14 protein-coding genes are annotated in these 21602 nt (G+C 71.4%); 13 read left to right on the forward strand and 1 reads right to left on the reverse strand.

The window, feature by feature from the left end:
* Window positions 1-137: 137 nt before the first annotated feature.
* Entirely contained in the window at window positions 138-1826 is a 1689-nt protein-coding gene (locus ACZ7L6_RS17240; RefSeq protein ID WP_471924633.1) for a PP2C family protein-serine/threonine phosphatase, read from the forward strand.
* Window positions 1827-2085: 259 nt separating this feature from the next.
* Here ACZ7L6_RS17240 and ACZ7L6_RS17245 read toward each other — a convergent pair whose 3' ends face one another.
* Window positions 2086-3114 carry a hypothetical protein gene (locus ACZ7L6_RS17245; RefSeq protein WP_471924635.1) on the reverse strand — a complete coding sequence of 343 codons (1029 nt, stop codon included), beginning with the start codon at window positions 3112-3114 and terminating at the stop codon, window positions 2086-2088.
* 635 nt (window positions 3115-3749) lie between these two features.
* Here ACZ7L6_RS17245 and ACZ7L6_RS17250 point away from each other — a divergent pair.
* From ACZ7L6_RS17250 to ACZ7L6_RS17305, 12 genes are all read left to right on the forward strand, one after another.
* On the forward strand, window positions 3750-4754 hold the full coding sequence (locus ACZ7L6_RS17250) for an esterase/lipase family protein (protein ID WP_471924637.1): 1005 nt from the start codon (window positions 3750-3752) through the stop codon (window positions 4752-4754).
* Between the two features lie 54 nt (window positions 4755-4808).
* On the forward strand, window positions 4809-5921 hold the full coding sequence (locus ACZ7L6_RS17255; RefSeq protein ID WP_471924639.1) for a hypothetical protein: 1113 nt from the start codon (window positions 4809-4811) through the stop codon (window positions 5919-5921).
* 48 nt (window positions 5922-5969) lie between these two features.
* Entirely contained in the window at window positions 5970-6752 is a 783-nt protein-coding gene (locus ACZ7L6_RS17260; RefSeq protein ID WP_471924641.1) for a TIGR03936 family radical SAM-associated protein, read from the forward strand.
* Between the two features lie 262 nt (window positions 6753-7014).
* The gene (locus ACZ7L6_RS17265) at window positions 7015-11247 is read left to right on the forward strand and encodes an Rne/Rng family ribonuclease (RefSeq protein ID WP_471924643.1); all 4233 of its coding nucleotides are present in this window, start codon (window positions 7015-7017) and stop codon (window positions 11245-11247) included.
* Window positions 11248-11498: 251 nt separating this feature from the next.
* A complete protein-coding gene (gene rplU / locus ACZ7L6_RS17270) occupies window positions 11499-11819 on the forward strand; it encodes a 50S ribosomal protein L21 (RefSeq protein WP_004931419.1) in 321 nt (106 codons plus the stop codon).
* A 14-nt stretch (window positions 11820-11833) separates the two neighbouring features.
* Window positions 11834-12088, forward strand: a complete 255-nt coding sequence (rpmA, locus tag ACZ7L6_RS17275; RefSeq protein WP_030051735.1) for a 50S ribosomal protein L27 — start codon at window positions 11834-11836, stop codon at window positions 12086-12088.
* Window positions 12089-12213: 125 nt separating this feature from the next.
* Window positions 12214-13659, forward strand: a complete 1446-nt coding sequence (obgE, locus tag ACZ7L6_RS17280) for a GTPase ObgE (RefSeq protein WP_471924646.1) — start codon at window positions 12214-12216, stop codon at window positions 13657-13659.
* A gap of 248 nt (window positions 13660-13907) precedes the next feature.
* Window positions 13908-15338, forward strand: coding sequence for an FG-GAP repeat domain-containing protein (locus ACZ7L6_RS17285; RefSeq protein WP_471924648.1), 1431 nt, complete (start codon window positions 13908-13910; stop codon window positions 15336-15338).
* A gap of 47 nt (window positions 15339-15385) precedes the next feature.
* The gene (locus tag ACZ7L6_RS17290; protein ID WP_471924650.1) at window positions 15386-16918 is read left to right on the forward strand and encodes an integrin alpha; all 1533 of its coding nucleotides are present in this window, start codon (window positions 15386-15388) and stop codon (window positions 16916-16918) included.
* A gap of 42 nt (window positions 16919-16960) precedes the next feature.
* A complete protein-coding gene (locus ACZ7L6_RS17295; RefSeq protein WP_471924652.1) occupies window positions 16961-18442 on the forward strand; it encodes an FG-GAP-like repeat-containing protein in 1482 nt (493 codons plus the stop codon).
* A 178-nt stretch (window positions 18443-18620) separates the two neighbouring features.
* On the forward strand, window positions 18621-20180 hold the full coding sequence (locus ACZ7L6_RS17300; protein ID WP_471924654.1) for an alkaline phosphatase D family protein: 1560 nt from the start codon (window positions 18621-18623) through the stop codon (window positions 20178-20180).
* A gap of 93 nt (window positions 20181-20273) precedes the next feature.
* Window positions 20274-21467, forward strand: a complete 1194-nt coding sequence (locus ACZ7L6_RS17305; RefSeq protein ID WP_471924656.1) for a hypothetical protein — start codon at window positions 20274-20276, stop codon at window positions 21465-21467.
* The last annotated feature ends 135 nt before the right edge of the window (window positions 21468-21602 follow it).

Genomic DNA, 21602 nt, shown 5'->3' on the forward strand with positions numbered 1-21602 from the left:
GGCTCGTCGGCGTTCGATCGTGCGTGAGTCCATGACTCCGCAGGGCGAATAGGGCCGGTGCCTCAAGGGTCAACCGTGTCCTCGGGGGGTACCCGAATCACGTCGATGTCCGTGATTCCCCGTGGTGGGAGGCAGCGATGAGGGGCCAGGACGGCCCGCAGGAAGCCGTTGTCAGGGCTCTTGAGACTCTCGGAATGGGTGCTTGCCTGGCGGACGAGCAGGGTTTGATCATCGCCGTCAACACGCGGGGCGAGCAACTCCTGGCCCGTCCCGCTGCCGATCTGGTCGGCCGAGACGCCCACGAGCTGCTGCACCGCACCAGCTGCGGGGAACTGATGCCGAGGGCGCAGTGCCGCATACGGGACAGCATCCTCGGCGGTGGCACGCAGCAGGGAGAGGAGGAGTGGGTTGAGCGCGGCGACGGCACCCTGTTGCCGGTGGGATGGCTCGCCACTCCTTGTGACATCGGTGTCCGCTCGTCGGCCACGCTCATCCTCTTCCACTCCGCCGGGCGCCGAAAAAGGCCCGTTCAGCAATCACCGGCCGACCGACGGCTCTCCGAACTGGAACGGCTTGCTCTGCTCGCCGAGACGACCACGCTGCTCACGTCGACCCTGGACATCCACGCGGGGCTACGCCACCTGATCGGTCTCGTGGTGCCGCGCATCGCCGACTGGGCGGTCATCGACCTGATCGGCGAGCGGGATGAAGTAGGGCGCTTCGCGGTCGCCCATGCCGAGGGCGGCACCGTGGTGTTCCGGGAGGACCTCCAGGGGCCCATGCCGCCGGTGCTGCAGGAGTCTCTGCTGCCCTTGTCCCGCGCCCTGCGTGGCGTCGCGTCCTCTTTCGCCGGCCCCGAGACCTATCAGGGCCCACCCGACTCCGGGATTGCCGTGGAGCAGCGGCGCTTGTTCGAGGCGACCGGCATGCACTCGGCCGTCGTGGTGCCCCTGCGCAGCCCGCACGAGGTGATGGGTGCCCTCACTCTGGGCCGTTCCGACCAGCCCGAACGGTTTACCGCGATGGACATCGCCCTGCTGGAGGACATCGCCCGACGCGCCGGTCTGGCCCTGGAGAACGCCCGCCTCTACCAGCGTCAGCGCGAGGTCGCCGAGACCATGCAGCGCTATCTGTTGCCGAAGCTCCCGCGCTCACCCGGCCGCAGCATGGCCGTCCGCTACCTGCCCGCGCCGGACGCCTCCCACGTGGGCGGCGACTGGTACGACGCGTTCACCTTGCCGGACGGCGCCACCGCGCTCGCCGTGGGGGACGTCGTCGGTCACGACCTGGAGGCTGCGGCCGGCATGGCGCAGCTGCGCAACATGCTCAGGGCGTACGCCGTGTCCCAGCAGGAGCCGCCGAGCAAGATCGTGGAGTGGCTCGACCAGGCGACGCTGGGCATAGCCGAGGTCTCCATGGCCACGCTGGTCTTCGCCCGCATGACGGAGAACGCCGGCCGCTGCGAGCTGTCCTGGACGAATGCCGGTCACCCTCCTCCCCTGCTGGTCACCCACGAGGGCGTGGCCCGCTATCTGACCGAGGGTCAGGGAACCCTCCTGGGCGTCACGCCCGAGCAGGTCCGCCCCGATGCGACGGTGGAACTGCCGCCCGGGGCTACCCTGATCCTCTACACCGACGGCCTGATCGAGTCCCGGGCCCGCAGCCTGGACGAGGGCATGGACCGACTGAGTCGGCATGCCGCAGTCCTGGCCCACAACCCCTTGGAGACCTTCACCGACGAGTTGTTGGCACGTGCGCGCCCACCGGACAACGACGACGACGTGGCCCTGCTGGCCGTGCGGCACCTGCCGGGCTGGTCTTCTTGACGCAGACGCTCCCGCAAGAGGGACGATGCAGCGGTTGCTCCACTGCGCTCCCTCAGAGCGGTGTCAGTGGTTCCGCGCGATTGCGGGCAGCTCCATTGCCACAGATGGACACGGCCCTACAAATCGGGCCGACCGGGAAGAAGCTCTGAAGTGAGCGAGGCGCTCGATCGGGTGGTTGAGGCTCTGTTCCGGCGGTGTCCGAGATGGAGTGGGTCCGAGGTGGTCCGGCATCTGTGTGCGGACCGAGACCGTGTGCAAGTCAAAGGCACTCGTCGGGGCCCTCGGGCGGCACGGCCTCCTCGAACCACGTGCTGTACGGGGCGGCACCGTGCGGGGTGCGGTCCTCATGGCCGACGAACTGCCACCCAGGCGCGAGCCGTTCGCCCTTGGCGGGGCAGGGTTGGGCCACGAGGATCAGCCGTACGGATCGCACGGTCACGTGGCGGGTCTTCCATCCGGGCATTTCCGAGAGGACTCTGGGGCCGGCGATCTGAGCGCCATTTCGTGTCAGCGCCGTGAAGGCACTCGTCACCGGCAGTTCGCCGACGCGTCGGGGCAGCCCCACGTGGCCGGAGCCGACCACCCTGCCGTGGCCGTCGACGGAGAGTGTGGTGGTCCAGCCGAAGGTGGGCAGCCCGTCGATCACCGGGTCGGCGGTGACCCTCTGTCTCCCATCCGCGGTCGGGGCTGTGGTGAGGGTGGCGTCGCTCTGCCCCAACGCCTGCAGGACGGGGAGTGCGGCGGCTTTCGCCTGGCTTTCGTCGATCAGCCGCGTGCTCTTGCTCGTGCCGTTACCGCCGGCCCAGGCGCCCCACTGGTCCTTCTGTACGGTGAGCCGGCCCCGTGGGGGGTTGGACCAGAAGTCCCCCTGATCTTGCATCCCCGTCACGCCGAGGGCGCGGGCGAGGCGGGCCACCTGCGCCTCGGTGACCTTGCGGTCGGCGCGGTACACGGGGGCGGTCTGCGGGCCTTGCGGCAACGGCTTCTTCACGTGGTAGACGACCCGGACGGGCCGCGGCGAGGATGTACCCGGCCCCGGCTCCCCGGCGCCCGCCTTGCGCGTGTCCCGCGTGGCCGACGCGCTGCCTCCGGACCCACCGGCCGTGCTGGTGCCGCCGCCGTCGGACGTCCGGACCAGCCCGTAGGCCGCGCCGGACAGGAGCAGCAGTTTCGCCACGGCGGCAGAGACGACCACTCGTGGGGAGCGCCGCCCGACTCGCTCGTCCAGCGCGCCGGGTCCCACTTGTGGGACCTGGTTCGCCGGAACCGACTCGTCGTCCGCGCTCATCGTGTCGCTCCCGTCCCTGAGACACGCCCCTTGAGTGCGGCATCCCACGGGTTCCGTGGAGCGGGCGTCAAGTCGACGGACAAAGCACTCGTCGTGCGTGACCGAACCGACGGGCCGTGCCGCTACTGCGGCTGCGACGACTTCACCGCGGCGCCGGGCTCTTTCCCCTCTGGGATCTCCTTGTCGTCCGAGCCCATGACCTTGCGGTGGCCGGGAGTGACGCCTGCCGTCGGCGGCGCTCAGTGGGTCACCGGCCAGTTGAGTTCGGTGCGCAGGTCACGCGGGTCCATGTCCGGGGAGGGCTGGGTGACGTACGTCCCCGGTAGTGCGTCGTCTGTGCCACGCGTGACCCGTGGTAGAGGCCGAAGGCAGGGCTCACAACGGCGACTCGCTGCGCATCCAGGGTGGCACTGGCCTCGCTGTCGGATCCACGAGTGTTCATGGCGTTCCCATCCAGGTGAACTCATCGCCTGCCTGGCGACCGGCAGATCAGCCCTGATGCCAGGTGGGCTGGACGGATGAAAGCGGTCTGCTCCATCAGGGGTGCCGCGAGCGGCTGTTGAACACGGGGAGGAGCCGCTCCTCGATCATCTTCGCGTCGGCGCCCGGCCGGCTTGGAGACGAGGAGTGGCCCGATGTCGGATCGGAAGGTTTCCCGGAGACGATCGAACCGGCGGCGCACCAGGTGGGCCGCGGTCTGCGGGGGCCTCGCCCTGTCGCTGACCGTGGGCCTCCAGGACGCGGCGGCCGCATCCGACCGACCCGTACCTCCGCGACCGCCGGGGAGGCTCCTCGCCGCCCCGGCGGCGTTCCTCGGGGGGCTCGTTCACCCGGAGGCGTCGCCGTCCGGTGCCAACGACTGGAGCTGCCGGCCCGCGCGTGAGCATCCGCGCCCGGTCGTACTGGTGCACGCGACCTGGACGAACGCCTCTTCGAACTGGAGCATGCTCGCTCCGTGGCTGAAGCGGCAGGGCTACTGCGTCTTCGCTCCGAACTACGGCGGGACGCCGGGCAGCCCGTTCAAGGCCAACGGCCCTGTCCCGGACTCCGCGCGGCAGGTCGCCCGTTACGTCGACCGCGTACTGAAGGCCACCGGTGCCCGCCAGGTCGACCTCGTCGGGCATTCCCAGGGCGGCGGTCCGACGCCCCGCTGGTATCTGCGGTTCGAGGGCGGCACGGATCCCGCGCATCCCAAACGGAACAAGGTGCACAGCCTCATCGGCCTGGCGCCGTCCAACCACGGTGTCACCGCCTCCGGCCTCGGCACGCTGACCACCGAACTGGGTCTCAACCCGACCCTGTCCGCCCTTGTCGGCCAGGCGTACGCGGATCAGATGGTCGGCTCCGAGGTGAACCGGAAGCTGGACCGCGGCGGGGACACGCAGCCGGGGGTCGACTACACCGTCATCGCCACCCGGTTCGACGAGGTCGCCACCCCGTACCAGAACCAGTTCCTGACCGCGGGACCGGGCGCGACCGTCCGGAACATCCTGATCCAGGAGGTCTGCCCGACTGACTTCTCCGAACACGTGTCACTCTCGTACGACACCAACGCCGCCCAACTCGTGAGCAACGCCCTCGATCCCGCTCACGCACGGCCCGTCCGCTGCGGCGTTTCCCTGCCGGCGCTCGGCGGCTGAGACCGCTCGCAGGAGAACTGCATCCGACCAGGCCGTTGCGGCGTCTACGACGGTATGGATCTCGAAAAAGCGCCGCCGCGGCGCCAGGAACCCGATGGGTGCCTGGTCGTTGCGATCCGCATTCCGGTGCGGATCGTCGTACTCCTGCTGGTCGTGCCGGTGCGGATGGCGTGGGACGCGCTCGTGGTCGCCGGGCGGTTTCTGAACGACACGGTGTTGCGGCCGGTCGGACGGGCGTTGCTGTGGCTCGGGCGGGCGGTGTTCGTGTGGCCGTTCGTGGCGCTGTGGCGGTACGTCGTCGTGCCGGTCGCGAAGGCGCTCGCCTGGCTGGGGAACGTCCTCGTCGTCCTACCCGCGGTATGGATGTACCGATATGTGCTCACTCCGGTGGGGCACGCGTGCGCGTGGGCGGCGCGAGGGATCGGGGCCGGACTGGTGTGGCTCTACGCGCGCGTGCTCACGCCGGTCGGCCATGCGGTGATGTGGGTGCTCAGGGGGCTGGGTGCCGTACTCGCCGCGATCGGGGTCGGCGTGTTCGGCGTCGTGGCGTGGCTGGCGCGATATCTCCTCGTCGTTCCCGCCCTGTGGGCGTACGAGTGGATCCTCGCGCCGGTCGGCCGGGCGATCGCCTGGTGCGCCAGGGGCCTCGTGTGGGTCGTGAGCACGGTCGTCACCGGGATCGGGATCGCCCTGTACTGGACCGCCCGTGTGCTGTTCGTGCTGCCCGCGCTGGGCCTGTACCGGTGGGTCCTCGCGCCCGTCGGCCGTGTGCTCGCCGTCATCGGCAGGGAGATCCGGGACGCGCTCGGGCACGCGTGGCGGGTCGCCGGGCGGATCTCGCTCGCCGTCGGCCGGTTCCTCGTGAACCTCTTCCGATGGATCTTCGTCGAGCCGGTGCGCTGGGTGTACCGGACGGTCCTCACGCCGGTCGGGCACGTCGTCCGCGACGCGGTCCTGCGGCCCGTCGCCGAGGCCGCCCGCAGCGTGGGGAGGGCCACCCGGCAGGCGCTCACCGCGGCCCGGGAGTCCGTACGGCAGGCGCGCGCCGACTTCCGGCGGATGCTGTTCGGGGAGCCGAGGCAGCGGGAAGCAGTGGACCGGCGGGAACCTCGCGGCCGTGAGACACGTACTCTTGGTAGCAGTACGACCGCTCTCACGAAGGACTGAACGACACTGGGCAAGCGACAGCCCGAAGGCCCGCCGCCCGCACCCGCGGTGCAGCGCATCCGACTGCGCTACACCAAGCGCGGCCGCCTCCGGTTCACCAGCCACCGTGACTTCCAGCGCGCCTTCGAGCGTGCGCTGCGCCGTGCCGAGGTGCCGATGGCGTACTCGGCGGGGTTCACGCCGCATCCGAAGGTGTCGTACGCCAATGCCGCACCCACCGGCACGGGCAGTGAGGCGGAGTATCTGGAGATCGCGCTCACCGAAGCGCGTGATCCGGAGCAGCTGAGAGTGCTCCTCGACGAGTCGCTGCCCGCCGGGCTCGACGTCATCGAGGCGGTCGAGGCCCGGACCTCCGGGCTCGCCGACCGGCTCACGGCGTCCGTCTGGGAGCTGCGGCTCGACGGCGTGGACCCGGCCGACGCCGAGCGCGCGGTGGCCGCTTTCAACGCCGCCGAAGTCGTCGAGGTCCAGCGCATGACCAAGAACGGCCTGCGCACCTTCGACGCCCGCCCCGCGGTCGTCGACCTGCAGAGCACCAACGGAACAGAAACGCACAGTTCGGCGGCTGATAGGCCGACCGACCAGCCCTGTGCGATACTGCGGCTGGTTGTTCGGCACGTGACGCCTGCCGTACGACCCGACGACGTCCTGTCCGGTCTCCGCGCCGTGGCCGACCTGGCGCCGCCGGTCCCCGCAGCGGTGACCAGGCTGGCGCAGGGGCTGTTCGATGAAGAGACCGGCACGGTGACCGACCCGCTCGCGCCCGACCGCGAGGCAGCGACGGCCCCAACCGAGGCCGAGACCGCTGCCGCCGCGGCGGCGCCGGCGTAAGGAAGGTTCCGCGTAGGGACGGACGTCGAAGCGCCGCCCTCGTACTCGGGAGCCACCTGGGTCGGGCAGCGCACCGACCAGAAGACTTTCGCCAGGCCGTACGCATTCGGCGTACGGAACCGGCGAGACAGGACACAGAGAGCTCCCGTGCGGCGCCCGCGCCCCGGACGGCGGCAGTCGCGCATCGCGCGTGCCGCGGACGTCACCGGCACATCGCCGGACCAGGCGCGGCGCCCGGGAGCCTGACGGGAGAAACGCCCGCATGCTCGAGCCGACCGAACCCACTCAGGGTTCCGAAGAACTCAACACACCCAGCGACACCCTGCCGCCGCGCCGGCGGCGCCGTGCCGCGTCCCGCCCCGCGGGCCCGCCGGTGGCTACCGCCGAGGCGCAGCCCACCGAGGTGGTCGAGCCGGCCATACCGGCTGCCGAGCCCGCCGATGTCGCGGCGCTGAGCGATGACGCCGCGAAGGCCGAGGAGAGCGTCGAGGCCGACGTGACTCTTGAGGCTGCGGAGGCGGAGGAGAGCGAAGAGACCCAAGAGGCGGCGGAGGCTGCTGAGGAGGCTGCATCCGCCGGTCGTCCGCGTCGCCGTGTGGTCCGCCGGGCAGCCGCGCCTACCGGGTCGCCTGCGGCTGCCGAGGCCGCCGAGACAGTGGTGCCCGCCGCTGCCGCCACGCCCGTCGCGGAGGAGAAGACCGCGGCCGCTGCCGAAGCGCCCGCCGCTGTGAGCGCGGAGGTCACCGAGGAGGCTGCGCCCGCGCGCCCGCGTCGGCGTGCCGTGCGCCGGGCCTCGGCACCTGCCGGTGCTCCGGCGCCGGCGGAGGCCGCCGAGAGCGTCGTCTCCGGTGCTGCCGCCGAGGAAGCCGCCGCCGAGGTGACCGCCGCGCCTGCCGAGGCCGCCACCGACGAGGTAGCCGCTCCCGCTGAGGAGGCCGCTCCGCGTCGTACTCGTCGTCGCGCCACGCGGCGTGTGTCCGCGCCCACCGGTGCTCCGGCCGATGCCGAGGCCGCCGAGGCGCCCGTGAGTGCCGAGGTCTCTGCTGAGGCGGAGGAGCCGCAGGAGGCCGCCGCGTCCGCCGTGTCCGACGAGGCTGCCGCTCCCGCTGAGGAGGAGGCCGCTCCGCGTCGTACGCGTCGTCGTGCCACACGGCGTGTGGCCGCGCCCGCCGCCCCCGACGAGGCGCCCGCGGCCGCTGCCGAGGCTCCCGCCGAGGTGCCGCTGACCGCGGAGACCCCCGTGACCCCCGGCATCGACACGGAGACCGCCGCCGTCACCGGTGTCGGCGCGCCCGCCGAGGCACCCGCCGACGAGGCCCGCACCCCGGTCGCCCCCGCCGCCGAGACCGGCGAGGAAGCGGCCCCCCGCCGTCGCCGCCGTGTGGTGCGACGCGCCGCCACCGGGTTCGCCGAGCCCGCCCGGACCTCCGCCGCCGAGGCGCCCGACGCTCCGCGGCCGGCGCGGCCCGCCGTGGCCGTGTTCCAGGCGCCCGTGTTCACCGAGCCGCAGTTCCAGACGCCCCAGCGGGCCGCCGCCGAGGCGGCCGCGGAGGCGGAGACCGAGGACGTCGAGGAGTTCCCGGAGGAGCAGCCCGGCACGTCGCGGCGCCGTCGCCGGCGCCGGGGCGGTGCCTTCGGCGAGGAGGCCGAGGCCCAGGGCGTCGAGGCCGCCGCCGAGGACGAGACCGAGGAAGCCGAAGAGGCCGCCGAGGACATCGCCGAGGGCGAGGAGGCCGACGAGGCCGAGGAGACCGGATCGCGTCGCCGTCGTCGGCGCGGTGGCCGCCGCCGTCGTCGTGGCGAGGCCCCCGACAGCGAGACCGAGAGCGGCGACGCCGAGGAGCTCGCCGCCGCGCAGGCCGCACAGGACGCCGAGGACACCGCCGAGCAGGAGGAAGAGGACGCCGAGGACGCCCGCGACGAGGGCGGCGTCTCCACCTCCAGCAGCCGTCGCCGCCGTCGCCGCCGCCGTCGCGCCGGTGACACCGGCGTCGACACCGAGCCCGGCGAGGGCGACCCCGAGCGCACCGTCGTCAAGGTTCGCGAGCCCCGTCCGAAGGCCGAGCCGTCCGACGAGGTGCAGTCCATCAAGGGCTCCACGCGCCTGGAGGCCAAGAAGCAGCGCCGCCGGGAAGGCCGTGAGCAGGGCCGCCGTCGCGTCCCGATCATCACCGAGGCCGAGTTCCTGGCCCGGCGCGAGGCCGTCGAGCGCGTCATGGTCGTCCGTCAGCACGGCGACCGCACCCAGATCGGCGTGCTCGAGGACAACGTGCTCGTCGAGCACTACGTCAACAAGGAGCAGTCGACCTCGTACGTCGGCAACGTCTACCTGGGCAAGGTCCAGAACGTGCTGCCGTCGATGGAGGCCGCCTTCATCGACATCGGCAAGGGCCGCAACGCCGTGCTCTACGCCGGTGAGGTCAACTTCGAGGCGCTGGGCATGGCCAACGGGCCGCGCCGCATCGAGTCCGCCCTCAAGTCCGGCCAGTCCGTCCTCGTGCAGGTCACCAAGGACCCGATCGGACACAAGGGCGCGCGTCTGACCAGCCAGGTCTCCCTCCCGGGCCGCTACCTCGTGTACGTCCCCGAGGGCTCCATGACCGGCATCAGCCGCAAGCTGCCCGACACCGAGCGGGCCCGGCTGAAGACCATCCTCAAGAAGATCGTCCCCGAGGACGCGGGCGTCATCGTGCGTACCGCCGCCGAGGGCGCGAGCGAGGACGAGCTGCGCCGGGACGTCGAGCGGCTGCAGGCGCAGTGGGAGGAGATCCAGAAGAAGTCCAAGAACGGCAACGCGCCGACGCTGCTGTACGGCGAGCCGGACATGACCGTCCGGGTCGTCCGGGACATCTTCAACGAGGACTTCTCCAAGGTCATCGTCAGCGGTGACGAGGCCTGGGAGACCGTCCACGGGTACGTCTCCCATGTCGCGCCCGACCTGGCCGAGCGGCTGCAGAAGTGGACCAGTGAGGTCGACGTCTTCGCCACGTACCGGATCGACGAGCAGCTCGCCAAGGCCCTCGACCGCAAGGTCTGGCTGCCCAGCGGCGGTTCGCTGGTGATCGACCGGACCGAGGCGATGGTCGTCATCGACGTCAACACCGGCAAGTTCACCGGTCAGGGCGGCAACCTCGAGGAGACCGTCACCAGGAACAACCTGGAGGCGGCCGAGGAGATCGTCCGCCAGCTGCGGCTGCGCGACCTCGGCGGCATCATCGTCATCGACTTCATCGACATGGTCCTGGAGTCCAACCGGGACCTGGTGCTGCGGCGCCTGCTGGAGTGCCTGGGCCGCGACCGTACGAAGCACCAGGTGGCGGAGGTGACCTCGCTCGGCCTGGTCCAGATGACCCGCAAGCGGGTCGGCCAGGGCCTGCTGGAGTCCTTCTCCGAGACCTGCGTCCACTGCAACGGGCGCGGTGTCATCGTGCACATGGAGCAGCCGACGGCCGTCGGTGGCGGCGGCAAGCGCAAGAAGCGCGCGCGTGCCGGTGCCGGTCCCGAGCAGGTGCACGAGGCCACGGTCGCCGCCGAGGCGGTCGAGACGGCCGAGGAGGAGGCGGAGACCGAGGCCGAGGTCGCCGCCGAGGCCGCCGTGCCCGCCGCGCTCCCCGAGCCCGCCTTCGCGCCGGACGAGGAGCTGTACAGCAGCGTCGCCGAGGCTGAGGCCGCGGTCGCACGGGGCGGTCGTTCGCGGCGCCGTGGTGGCCGGCGGGTGTCGGCTCCGGCGGGTGCGCCGAAGCCCGACGGTGTGAAGCCCGAGGTCGCCCCGACGGTCCCCACGGCTCAGGACGTCACCGTCGCCGAGGAGGTCGCGCGTCCGGTGCAGCCGGAGCCGGCCGCCGAGGCGAAGGCCGAGCCGGCCGCCGTGGAGGACGCGGTCGTCGAGGCGCCGGTCGCCGACCGGGCCCCGGCAGCCGAGGAGGCCGCGCCGAAGGGACGTACGCGTCGTCGTGCGACCCGTAAGGTGACCGCTCCGGCCGGGTCGCCGACGGGGGCCGAGGCCGCCGTGGTGACGGTCGCCGAGACCGCCGCGAAGGCGCCCGAGCAGGAGGCCGCGGCAGCACAGGTCCCGGCCGCGGCCGAGCGGGCCGAGGGCGCCGAGGCTGTCACCGAGCCGGTCGCGGAGAGCGCCCCTCCGGCCCGTCCGCGGCGCCGGGCCGTGCGCAAGGCCACCGCGCCGACCGCGTCCGAGGAGGCGGCCGTCGTGGTCGTCCCGGCGGCGGAGGCGCAGGCGGAACCCACCGCCGAGGCCCCGGCCGCGGAGGCTCCGGTCGCCGAGGAGGGCGCCGAGGAGGCGGCTCCGGCCAAGAAGACGGCCCGTAAGACGGCCAAGAAGGCCACGGCGAAGAAGGCCGCCACCAAGAAGACCGCGGCCAAGAAGACGGCCGCCAAGAAGGCGACGGCCAAGAAGGCGGCGAAGACCGCCAAGACGGCCGCGGCCAAGGCGACGGCGAAGAAGACCACGGTCTCCGCCGCCACCGACGAGAGCTGACCGGCGAGAGCCGAGCAGTGAGGGGTGCGGCCGGTCCACGTGACCGGCCGCACACCCGTGGGACCCGGCCCGGTTTGACCCCCTCGGCCACGGCCCCGTAACCTTGACCGTCGGCGTGTCCGTGGATATAGGCACGCCACATCCCCGTAAACCTCTTCCTCCGGAGCACACGGTGTTCCTGGAGAGGCTGCCCGCGTGCCGGACGGCTGGACTGCGGGGGTGCCGTTCCCGAGCGAGAGAGTGAGATCCGCGTGTACGCCATCGTGCGCAGCGGTGGTCGCCAGCACAAGGTTGCTGTCGGCGACATCGTTGAGGTTGACAAGATTTCCACCGCCAAGGTTGGCGACACGGTCGAGCTCTCGACCCTGCTCGTTGTCGACGGCGACGCTGTGACCAGTGACCCGTGGGTGCTGGCCGGCATCAAGGTCCAGGCCGAGGTCGTGGACCACCACAAGGGCCAGAAGATCGACATTCTGCGCTACAAGAACAAGACCGGCTACCGCCGTCGTCAGGGCCACCGCCAGCAGTACACGGCGATCAAGGTCACTGAGATCCCCGCGGCTGCGAAGTAAGGGACTGAGGAGAGATGGCACACAAGAAGGGCGCATCGTCCACCCGTAACGGTCGTGACTCCAACGCTCAGCGCCTCGGCGTGAAGCGCTTCGGCGGTCAGGTCGTCAACGCGGGCGAGATCCTGGTCCGTCAGCGCGGCACCCACTTCCACCCGGGCGCCGGCGTCGGCCGCGGCGGCGACGACACGCTGTTCGCGCTGCAGGCCGGTGCGGTGGAGTTCGGCACCAGCCGTGGCCGCAAGGTCGTGAACATCGTTCCGGTCGCCTGAGTCAGCTGACTTAACGGCTTCGACCGAACATTTCGCGAGGCGGACCTCACTTCCCCGAGGGGAAGGCGGGTCCGCCTTTCGCGTGTTATGTAGTAGACAATCCCGTACTTCTGGAGGCACCCACCATGACCACCTTCGTGGACCGCGTCGAGCTGCACGTCGCCGCGGGTAACGGAGGCCACGGCTGTGCCTCCGTCCACCGTGAGAAGTTCAAGCCGCTCGGCGGGCCCGACGGCGGCAACGGCGGGCGCGGCGGGGACGTGATCCTCACCGTCGACCAGTCGATCACGACCCTGCTCGACTACCACCACTCCCCGCACCGCAAGGCCACCAACGGCAAGCCCGGCGAGGGCGGCAACCGGTCGGGCAAGGACGGGCAGGACCTGGTCCTTCCCGTGCCGGACGGCACCGTCGTCCTCGACAAGGCCGGCAACGTCCTCGCCGACCTGGTCGGGCACGGCACGTCGTACGTCGCCGCGCAGGGCGGCCGGGGCGGGCTCGGCAACGCCGCGCTGGCGTCGGCGCGACGCAAGGCGCCGGGGTTCGCGCTGCTCGGTGAGCCGGGGGACCTCCAGGACATCGTCCTGGAGCTGAAGACGGTCGCCGACGTGGCGCTGGTCGGGTACCCGAGCGCCGGCAAGTCCTCGCTGATCTCCGTGCTGAGCGCCGCCAAGCCGAAGATCGCGGACTATCCCTTCACCACCCTCGTGCCCAACCTCGGTGTGGTGACCGCCGGTTCGACCGTGTACACCATCGCCGACGTCCCCGGGCTCATCCCGGGCGCCAGTCAGGGCAAGGGCCTCGGCCTTGAGTTCCTGCGGCACGTCGAGCGGTGCAGCGTGCTCGTGCACGTGCTGGACACCGCGACGCTGGAGTCCGACCGGGACCCCGCCTCCGACCTTGACGTCATCGAGGCGGAGCTGCGGGAGTACGGCGGGCTGGACAACCGGCCGCGGATCGTCGTCCTGAACAAGATCGACGTACCGGACGGCAAGGACCTCGCCGAGATGGTGCGGCCGGATCTGGAGGCCCGTGGCTACCGGGTCTTCGAGGTGTCCGCCGTTGCGCACACCGGGCTGAAGGAGCTGTCGTTCGCGCTGGCCGACCTGGTCGCCAAGGCGCGGGCCGCGAAGCCGAAGGAAGAGGCGACGCGGATCGTGATCCGGCCGAAGGCCGTCGACGACGCGGGCTTCACCGTGACGCGCGAGGAGATCGGCGGCGAGCCGCTGTTCCGGGTGCGCGGCGAGAAGCCCGAGCGCTGGGTGCGGCAGACCGACTTCAACAACGACGAGGCCGTCGGCTACCTCGCCGACCGGCTGAACCGGCTCGGTGTGGAAGAGGAGTTGATGAAGGCGGGGGCCCGGTCGGGCGACGGTGTCGCCATCGGACCCGAGGACAACGCCGTCGTCTTCGACTGGGAGCCGACCGTGACGGCCGGGGCGGAGATGCTGGGCCGACGGGGTGAGGACCACCGTTTCGAGGCGCCGCGGCCCGCTACGCAGCGGCGGCGGGACAAGCAGGCCGAGCGGGACGAGTCCCTCCGGGAGTTCGACGACTTCGAGCCGTTCTGAGGCGAGGCCTGAGGAAGCGCCCGGCGTCGTCGTGGCCGTTGTCCGGGGGCTGCCGCCCCCAGACCCCCGCTTCGGCCCTGAACGGGCCTCGTCCTCAAACGTTGGACGGGCTGGAATGGTGAACGTCGGGAAAATTCGCGTCGTATCTCAGGGCAACCCCTTCGCCTCACGGTGAGTCGTACTGGGCGCGTGGATGAGGATCTTGGTCCTCTCTGCGGTCAATTGCCCATCGGATTCCCGGAGTCGACGTGGTCGAGGCTGTTTCGCGCAGGATGCGGCGGACCGTGGTGGTCGCCATCGCCCTGGTCGCCGCGAGTGTCGGCGTGGTTCCGAACGGACACGCGGCGGGCGCCGCGGCCGGTGTGCGGCAGGACTTCAACGGTGACGGCTACGGCGACCTCGCCGTGGCCGCTTCCCACGCCACCGTGAACGGCAAGGCCGACGCCGGATACGTGGCCGTACTGTACGGGTCGGCGCGTGGGCTGACCGGCGCGGCCAAGAAGGTGTACACGCAGGCCTCCGCCGGGATTCCCGGCACCGTCGAGGCCGGTGACCGCTTCGGCTCGCACCTCGTCGTCGCCGACCTGGACGGCGACGGGTACAGCGACCTGCAGGTGTCGGCCGACGGGGAGCAGTGGGAGCAGGGCGGCATCGCCCGGCAGGGCAGCCGGACCGTGCTGTGGGGCGGCCCCGGCGGTTTCACCTCGGGGAAGGTACGGCCCGCCGTCGGCGACAGCCGGTACCAGAGCGGCTACGGAACCGTCACCGGCGACTTCAACGGCGACGGCCGTCAGGACCTGCTCGACAACGGCCGCGTGGAGTACGGGCCCTTCGGACGCGATGGTGTGCCCGCCGCCCAGGCGGGGGCGGAGCTGGTCGACGGCGACATCCAGCTGGTCCACGTCGCGGCCGGTGATGTGGACGGCGACGGCATCACCGACGTGGTCACCGTCGCCCAGTCGTACGACGCGGACGACGAGGGCGACCGCGGCGAACACCTGAACTTCCTGCGCGGCAGCCGCGACGGCCTGCAGCCGCTCGTCGTCCTCAAGGACGCACAGGGCGAGAGGATCAGAGCCGGTTACTCCCTGGCCCTAGGCGACGTCAACGGCGATCACCGTGCGGACATCGTCATGGGCGGCGGACGGCTCAGGTTCCTGTACGGCACGGCGAACGGCCCCGCCGGCACGGTCGCTCCCCGGACCATCACCCAGGACACCCCGGGAGTTCCCGGCACCGACGAGCCCGAGGACTTCCTCGGCTACGACCTCTCGGTCGGCGACGTCGACGGCGACGGCTACGGCGACGTCCTGGCCGGTGATCCGTACGAGGATCTCGGCACGGTGCAGCAGGCCGGCGCCTTCGTCGTCGTACCCGGCGGACCGGACGGGCCCACCGGGGCCGGCAGCAGACTCTTCAGCCAGAACAGCGCCGACGTTCCCGGTACGGCCGAGAAGGGCGACCGCTTCGGCGAGCGGACCGCCCTCGTCGACGGCAACGGCGACGGCCGGGCCGAGCCCGTCGTGGCCGCGGTGGCCGAGGACGCGTACGCCGGTGCCGTCTGGGTCTTCCGGGCCGGCTCCACCGGCGTCACGGCCAAGGGCTCCTTCTCCTTCGGCGCACGCACGCTCGGCACGGTCGCGAGCGGCGCCAGGCTCGGTGAGCGGTTCCCCCGCTGACCCCTCGGCACCCCCTCCACGCGTTCCCTTCCCACGTCAGGAAATCGATGGCCTCGCATTCCCTTCCCCGGCGCCGCGGGCGGCTCGTCCTCGCCACCGGCATCGCCCTGGTCACCGGTGCCGTCCTGGTCCCCGCCGTCAACGCCGCCACTCCCGAGGCGACGACCCTCACCACGACCGCGACCACGCCCAGCACCAAGCGTCTGCACGACGACTTCAACGGCGACGGCTACCCCGACCTGGCGATCGGCGCCCCCGGCACCGCGCTGGGCAGCACGCCGAAGGCCGGCGCGGTCAGCGTGCTGTACGGCTCTTCCAGCGGGCTGTCGACCTCGCGCAAGCAGGTGCTGACCTGGTCGGGCCGGGGTACGAGCGTGCCGCAGACCGGATACGGCAGCGCCCTGCAGAGCGCGGATCTCGACCGGGACGGCTACGCCGACCTGGTGTCGACGGTGGACCGGACCCCCGCGCAGAACGGCCCGAACTACGACGGGCTCTTCCTCGTCGTCAACTGGGGCGGGCCCAAGGGCCTTTCCGCCACCCCCACCCCGCTCGGCGGCATACCGGAGACGAGCTACCCCGGCCTCACCTACGGCCTCGGCGACGTCGACGGGGACCGGAACCCCGACGTGGTGCTGATGGCCGACGTGAACGGCGACCCCGACTCGCCGGGAGACGGCACCGTGCTGCGCGGACCCTTCAGCCGCGGCGGTGACGCGGCGGGCGCCGGGCGGTTCACCGTCGACCCCGAGGGCATGTCCTTCTTCGACGGCATCGCCGTCGGGGACGTGACCGGCGACGGCATCGCCGACCTCGCCGTCAGCTCCACGTTCGTCGACGAGCCCGACTCCCGTGCCGTCGACCTGCTCGTCGGCGGCCCGGACGGCTTCACCCTCAAGGGCGCCCTGAAGGACTCCCAGGGCCGGGTCATCGGCGGCGAGGACATCGAGATCGGCGACCTCAACAGGGACGGCTACGCGGACATCGTCGTCGGCCACACCGAGGACACCTACGACAGCGACGTGGACCTGCCCACCAAGGGCGGCGCGCTGGGCATCGTCTACGGCGGTCCGAACGGCTTCTCCACCACCCTCAAGCCGGTGTGGATCAACCAGGACACCCCCGGAGTGCCGGGCGTCGGCGAGTACCACGACGGCATGGGCTCGGGCCTGTCGATCGGCGACACCAACGGCGACGGCTACCTGGACCTGGCGACCGGGCTGCCCGGCGAGGACTTCGACGGCCTCACCGACGCCGGCACCGTCCTGGTGCTGCGCGGCAGCGCGGGCGGCCTGACCACGACCGGCGCCAAGTCCCTGAGCCAGAACACCAGCGGGGTGCCCGGCAGCGCCGAGAAGCTGGATCGTTTCGGCGCCGACACCGCCCTCGTCGACGCCAACGGCGACAAGAGGGACGGCCTCGTCGTCGGCGACCGGGCGGAGAACGCGGGCAACGGGGCCGCATGGGTCTTCTCGGCCACGTCGAGCGGCATCACCGCGAGCGGCTCCTTCACGTTCGGCGCCACCACCATGGGCCTGCCCGCGACCGGGGCCGACTTCGGAGCCTCGCTGGCCGATTGACATCCCCCCACGGACATCCCCCCACGACCAGAGGAGAGCAGCATGAACAGGCGCAAAGCAACGTGGCGTACGGGACTCGCCGTCGCCTTGGCGGTGACCGGAGCCGCCGCCCTGCCGGTCGCCCAGGCCTCGGGAGACACGCCGGCCGCCACCGCGAAGCTCCAGGACGACTTCAACGGTGACGGTTACTCCGACCTCGCGGTCGCGGCGCCCGAGGCGACCGTCGGCGGCAAGACGAAGGCCGGATACGTCGCCGTGCTGTACGGGTCGGCGAACGGGCTCCAGACCTCGTCCAAGCAGGTCATCAGCCAGAACACGACCGGCGTCACCGACTCCGCCGAGACCGGCGACCTGTTCGGCAGCGCGGTGAGCAGCGCCGATCTCGACCAGGACGGGTACGCGGACCTGATCGTCGGCGTCACCGGTGAGGACTCGGTCGAGGGAGGCGCCGAAACCGGGCTCGTGCAGGTCGTCTGGGGCGGCGCGAACGGGCTGTCGGGCGGGGCGCCGCTGGCGTACGGGCACAACACCTATGACCGCCTCAGCGCCCGCGGCGAGCTCACGGTCGGTGACGTGAACGGCGACGGGGCGACGGACCTGGTCGTCGTGGAGGGCCTCACCCGGCTGCGGGTCGTGAAGGGCCCCTTCGGGCGGGACGGTTCGGCGGCAGGCGGGGAGCAGAGCGTCCGCGACGACTCCGACCCGCGCTTCCTCGACCTGGCCGCCGGTGACGTGAACGGCGACGGCATCGACGACGTCGTCGGGACCATGCACGACGGCGACGAGGGTGACGCCCGCCGCATCACCTACTGGCAGGGCACGCCGGACGGGCTCGGGGAGAAGAAGGTGCTCCTCGACAGCAGGGGCTGGCGGGTGCAGGGCGGCGAGTCCCTCGACCTCGGCGATGTGAACGGGGACGGCTACGAGGACATCGTGGTCGGCCGCTACGACGGCGCCGACAGCGACCTGACGACCCCGATACCCAAGGGCGGCCGGGTCGCCTTCGTGCCGGGTTCCGCGAACGGGCCGGTCGGCACCGAGGCGATGTACGTGAACCAGGACAGCGCCGGTGTTCCGGGAGCCGCGGAGCAGGGCGACCGCTTCGGCGCGGACGTGTCGGTCGCGGACGTCAACGGCGACGGCTACGAGGACGTCGCGGCCGGCGTGCCGTTCGAGGACTTCGGCGGGCTGACCAACGCCGGCGGCGTCGTCGTCCTGCGCGGCAGCGCCGCCGGTCTGTCCGGCACCGGCGCCACGGGGGTCAACCAGGACACCACCGGCGTACCGGGCACGGCCGAGAGCAACGACGTCTTCGGCGCCACCACCCGTCTTGTCGACGGCAACGGCGACGGCCGAGCCGAACTCGTCGTCGGCGCACCGGGGGAGAACGCGAACGCCGGGTCGGTGTGGGTGTTCAGGTCGACTTCGTCCGGCATCACCCCGGCCGGTTCGTACACCTTCGGCGCCGGGACCCTCGGCACGGTCGCCGCGAACGCGAAGCTGGGGTACGGATTCAACTACTGATCAACCGCTGATCAAGCATCAGACCCGTTGTGGCAAAGACGCGTTCTTGCGCCGCAACGGGTCTTCTGTTGTCTCCCTATTTGTCATGCACGCGAGGTATGCCGTTCATCGGGTGTACCGCCCTGAAGCATGAGCATCCGAAGTGTCCAAGAGGCCAGTGAGGTAAGGGAGTTCGCCGATGACCGGAGTGTCCGGACCCGTATCCCCCGACCGCCGCCGCTTTCTGACCGCGGGCGCCGCGGTCCTCGGCGCCGCGGCCTCCGCCCAGCTGTGGCTGCCGACCGCCGCCCGGGCCGCCGAAACCCCGCTGCCCGACGGCGTGTTCAGCCTCGGCGTCGCCTCCGGCGACCCGCTGCCGGACGGCATCGTGCTGTGGACGCGGCTCGCCCCCGACCCGCTGAACGGCGGCGGTATGCCGGACGGCGTCGTCTCGGTCGAGTGGGAGATCGCCGAGGACGAACGGTGCAGAAAGGTCGTGCGGCGCGGCGTCGCCCAGGCCCGGCCCGAGCTGGGCCACAGCGTGCACGTCGACGTACGGCGGCTGCGCCCGGGCCGGACATACTGGTACCGCTTCCGCGCCGGCGGCCAGCTCTCGCCCATCGGCCGCACCCGCACCGCACCCCACCCGCACAGCTCCGGCGGGCAGCTGCGCATGGCGCTGGCCTCCTGCCAGAACTGGCAGCACGGCTACTTCACGCCGTACGCCGACATGCTGGCCCAGGACCCCGACTTCGTCCTGTTCGTCGGCGACTACATCTACGAGTCCAGGCCCTCGGCGACGGCATTGCGCCGTCACGAGGGCACCGACGAGCCGTACACCCTGGTCCAGTACCGCAACCGGTACGCCCAGTACCGCACCGACCCGGACCTCGCCGCGATGCACGCGAACGCGCCCTGGGTGGTCACCTTCGACGACCACGAGGTCGACAACGACTTCGCCGGCGAGATCCCGCAGGACCCCGACAAGCAGCCCCACGACGCCTTCGTGGCCCGCCTCAGCGCGGCCTACCAGGCGTACTACGAGCACATGCCGGTCCGGGCGAGCGCCATCCCGAACGGCCCGCACATCCAGATGTACCGCCGCCTGGAGTTCGGCCGCTTGGCCCGGCTCAGCGTGCTGGACACCCGGCAGTACCGCAGCGACCAGGCGACCAGCCAGGAAGGCGCCCAGGACCCCTCGCTCACCATGCTCGGTGCCGAGCAGAAGCAGTGGCTGATCGACGGGCTGCGCCACTCGCCGGCCCGCTGGAACATGATCGGCTCGCAGATCATGATGGCCGAGACCGACCTCAAGGTCGGCGAGGGCAAGCTCTGGTACTACGACGCCTGGGACGGCTACCAGGTGGAACGCAACGCCCTGATGCAGGAGCTGAAGGAGGTCCGCAACCCGGTCGTGTTCACCGGCGACCGCCACCTCACGATGATCAGCGATCTCAAGGAGGACTACGCCGACCCGGACTCCGACGTCGTCGGCGCCGAGTTCGTGGGGACGTCCATCTCCAGCAACGGCGACCAGGACCAGGCCGCCTTCCACCGGGAGTGGGACCCGCGCCTGCCGGACAACCCGCACTGGAAGCTGCTCGACGCCCACCGCGGCTACCACCTCTTCGACATCCGCCGCGACGGCATCGACGCGCAGGTGCGCATAGTGGACACGGTCCGCCAGCAGACGGCTACGCCCAGCACGCTGGCACGGCTGAGGGTCGAGGCGGGACGGCCGGGTGTCGAGGTCGTGTAACTCGCGTCACCTCTGATGAACGGCCTGGGACTCATGGACGTCCCAGGCCGTTCTCAGTGCACTCTCAGCAACCCCTCTTACCGTCCTCTTGCCATGGAGACGGACTGTACGAGAGCTGAACTCCCGGGCAACGACGGCGTGATCACCCCGCTGCCGCCCGGGACCCGCCTGCTGCACATCGGCCCGCACAAGACGGGCACGACCTCGATCCAGGGCGCGCTGTTCGAGGCGAGGGACGAGATGGCCCGGCACGGCGTCGCATGGCCGGCCACCACCCGGCACCCCATGGAGGCGGTCCTGGCCGCCTGCGCCCGCACCGGGATGATGGGCGACGCCGAGCCGACCGAGCGGCACTGGCAGCGGCTGCTGGAACAGGTGCGCGCCACCGGCCGGCGCACCTCGGTGATCAGCAGCGAGTTCTTCGCCGACGCCCCCGACGACGACACCGTCCGGCGGATCGTCGAGCAGCTCGGCGGCGACCGCGTGCACGTCCTGGTCACCCTGCGCCCGCTGGCGAGGATCATGCCCTCGCAGTGGCAGCAGTACGTGCAGAACGGCCTGCGCATGGGCTACGAGGACTGGCTGGAGCACATGCTCAGGAAGCCGCCGTACGACAAGCCGAACCCCAGCTTCTGGCACCGGCACCGGCATGACCGGCTGGTCGAGCGCTGGGCCGGGGTGGTCGGTCCCGGGCGGGTCACCGTCGTCGTGGTCGACGACCGGGACCGGGAGGGGCTGATGCGCACCTTCGAGGCGCTGCTCGGACTGCCGGCGCGTCTTCTGCGTCCCGTTCCGGACGCGGCGAATCGCTCGCTCACCCTCGCCGAGACCGAAATGCTGCGGAATCTTAATAAGGAATTCCGCGCCAATGAACTCCCCGAGGAGCTCTATTCGCAACTTGTCCGGAACGGTGCCGTGATGCATATGAAGAACACGTGCACTCCCGGTCCCGGCGACGTGAAGATCGGCACTCCGAGGTGGGCCGTCGAGGCCGCCGCGGAGATCGGTGCGGAGATGGCGGAGCGTATCGACGGGATGGGCGTGCGCATCCTGGGCGATATGAGTCTTTTGTCTTCCGTGTGCAAGCCTGCGACCCGGACCCACGCCGAGCCGCGCATCGCCCCCGAGGCCGCGGCTCAGGCGCTGTACGGAGCGCTCGCGGCGGCAGCTGCCGCGCCGGTGCGGCACACCGCGGCCGCCAAGTCGCGTACGGTTCACCAGACGTCGTCCAAGGAACTTGTGCGGGTACTCGGCCATCGCTGTCTCAAGCGGCTACGGCTTCGCTGAACCTGTGCCGTTACTCACAGCAATTACCAGGAACCTTCGGAGGAGCCCCCGACAATGACCATGCGTACAAGGTGAATGACAGGTTGCGCGCACATATGCAGGCGGGGACGCTCACCTTGCACTGCGGTTACCCCA

This window comes from Streptomyces sp. NPDC107522 (assembly GCF_055657525.1).

Bases quoted from the DNA above. Each gene is read 5' to 3' on its own strand.
- ACZ7L6_RS17240 (WP_471924633.1), top strand. From the start codon at position 138: ATGAGGGGCCAGGACGGCCCGCAGGAAGCCGTTGTCAGGGCTCTTGAG.
- ACZ7L6_RS17245 (WP_471924635.1), bottom strand. From the start codon at position 3,114: ATGAGCGCGGACGACGAGTCGGTTCCGGCGAACCAGGTCCCACAAGTG.
- ACZ7L6_RS17250 (WP_471924637.1), top strand. From the start codon at position 3,750: ATGTCGGATCGGAAGGTTTCCCGGAGACGATCGAACCGGCGGCGCACC.
- ACZ7L6_RS17255 (WP_471924639.1), top strand. From the start codon at position 4,809: ATGGATCTCGAAAAAGCGCCGCCGCGGCGCCAGGAACCCGATGGGTGC.
- ACZ7L6_RS17265 (WP_471924643.1), top strand. From the start codon at position 7,015: ATGCTCGAGCCGACCGAACCCACTCAGGGTTCCGAAGAACTCAACACA.
- rpmA (WP_030051735.1), top strand. From the start codon at position 11,834: ATGGCACACAAGAAGGGCGCATCGTCCACCCGTAACGGTCGTGACTCC.
- obgE (WP_471924646.1), top strand. From the start codon at position 12,214: ATGACCACCTTCGTGGACCGCGTCGAGCTGCACGTCGCCGCGGGTAAC.
- ACZ7L6_RS17290 (WP_471924650.1), top strand. From the start codon at position 15,386: ATGGCCTCGCATTCCCTTCCCCGGCGCCGCGGGCGGCTCGTCCTCGCC.
- ACZ7L6_RS17295 (WP_471924652.1), top strand. From the start codon at position 16,961: ATGAACAGGCGCAAAGCAACGTGGCGTACGGGACTCGCCGTCGCCTTG.
- ACZ7L6_RS17300 (WP_471924654.1), top strand. From the start codon at position 18,621: ATGACCGGAGTGTCCGGACCCGTATCCCCCGACCGCCGCCGCTTTCTG.
- ACZ7L6_RS17305 (WP_471924656.1), top strand. From the start codon at position 20,274: ATGGAGACGGACTGTACGAGAGCTGAACTCCCGGGCAACGACGGCGTG.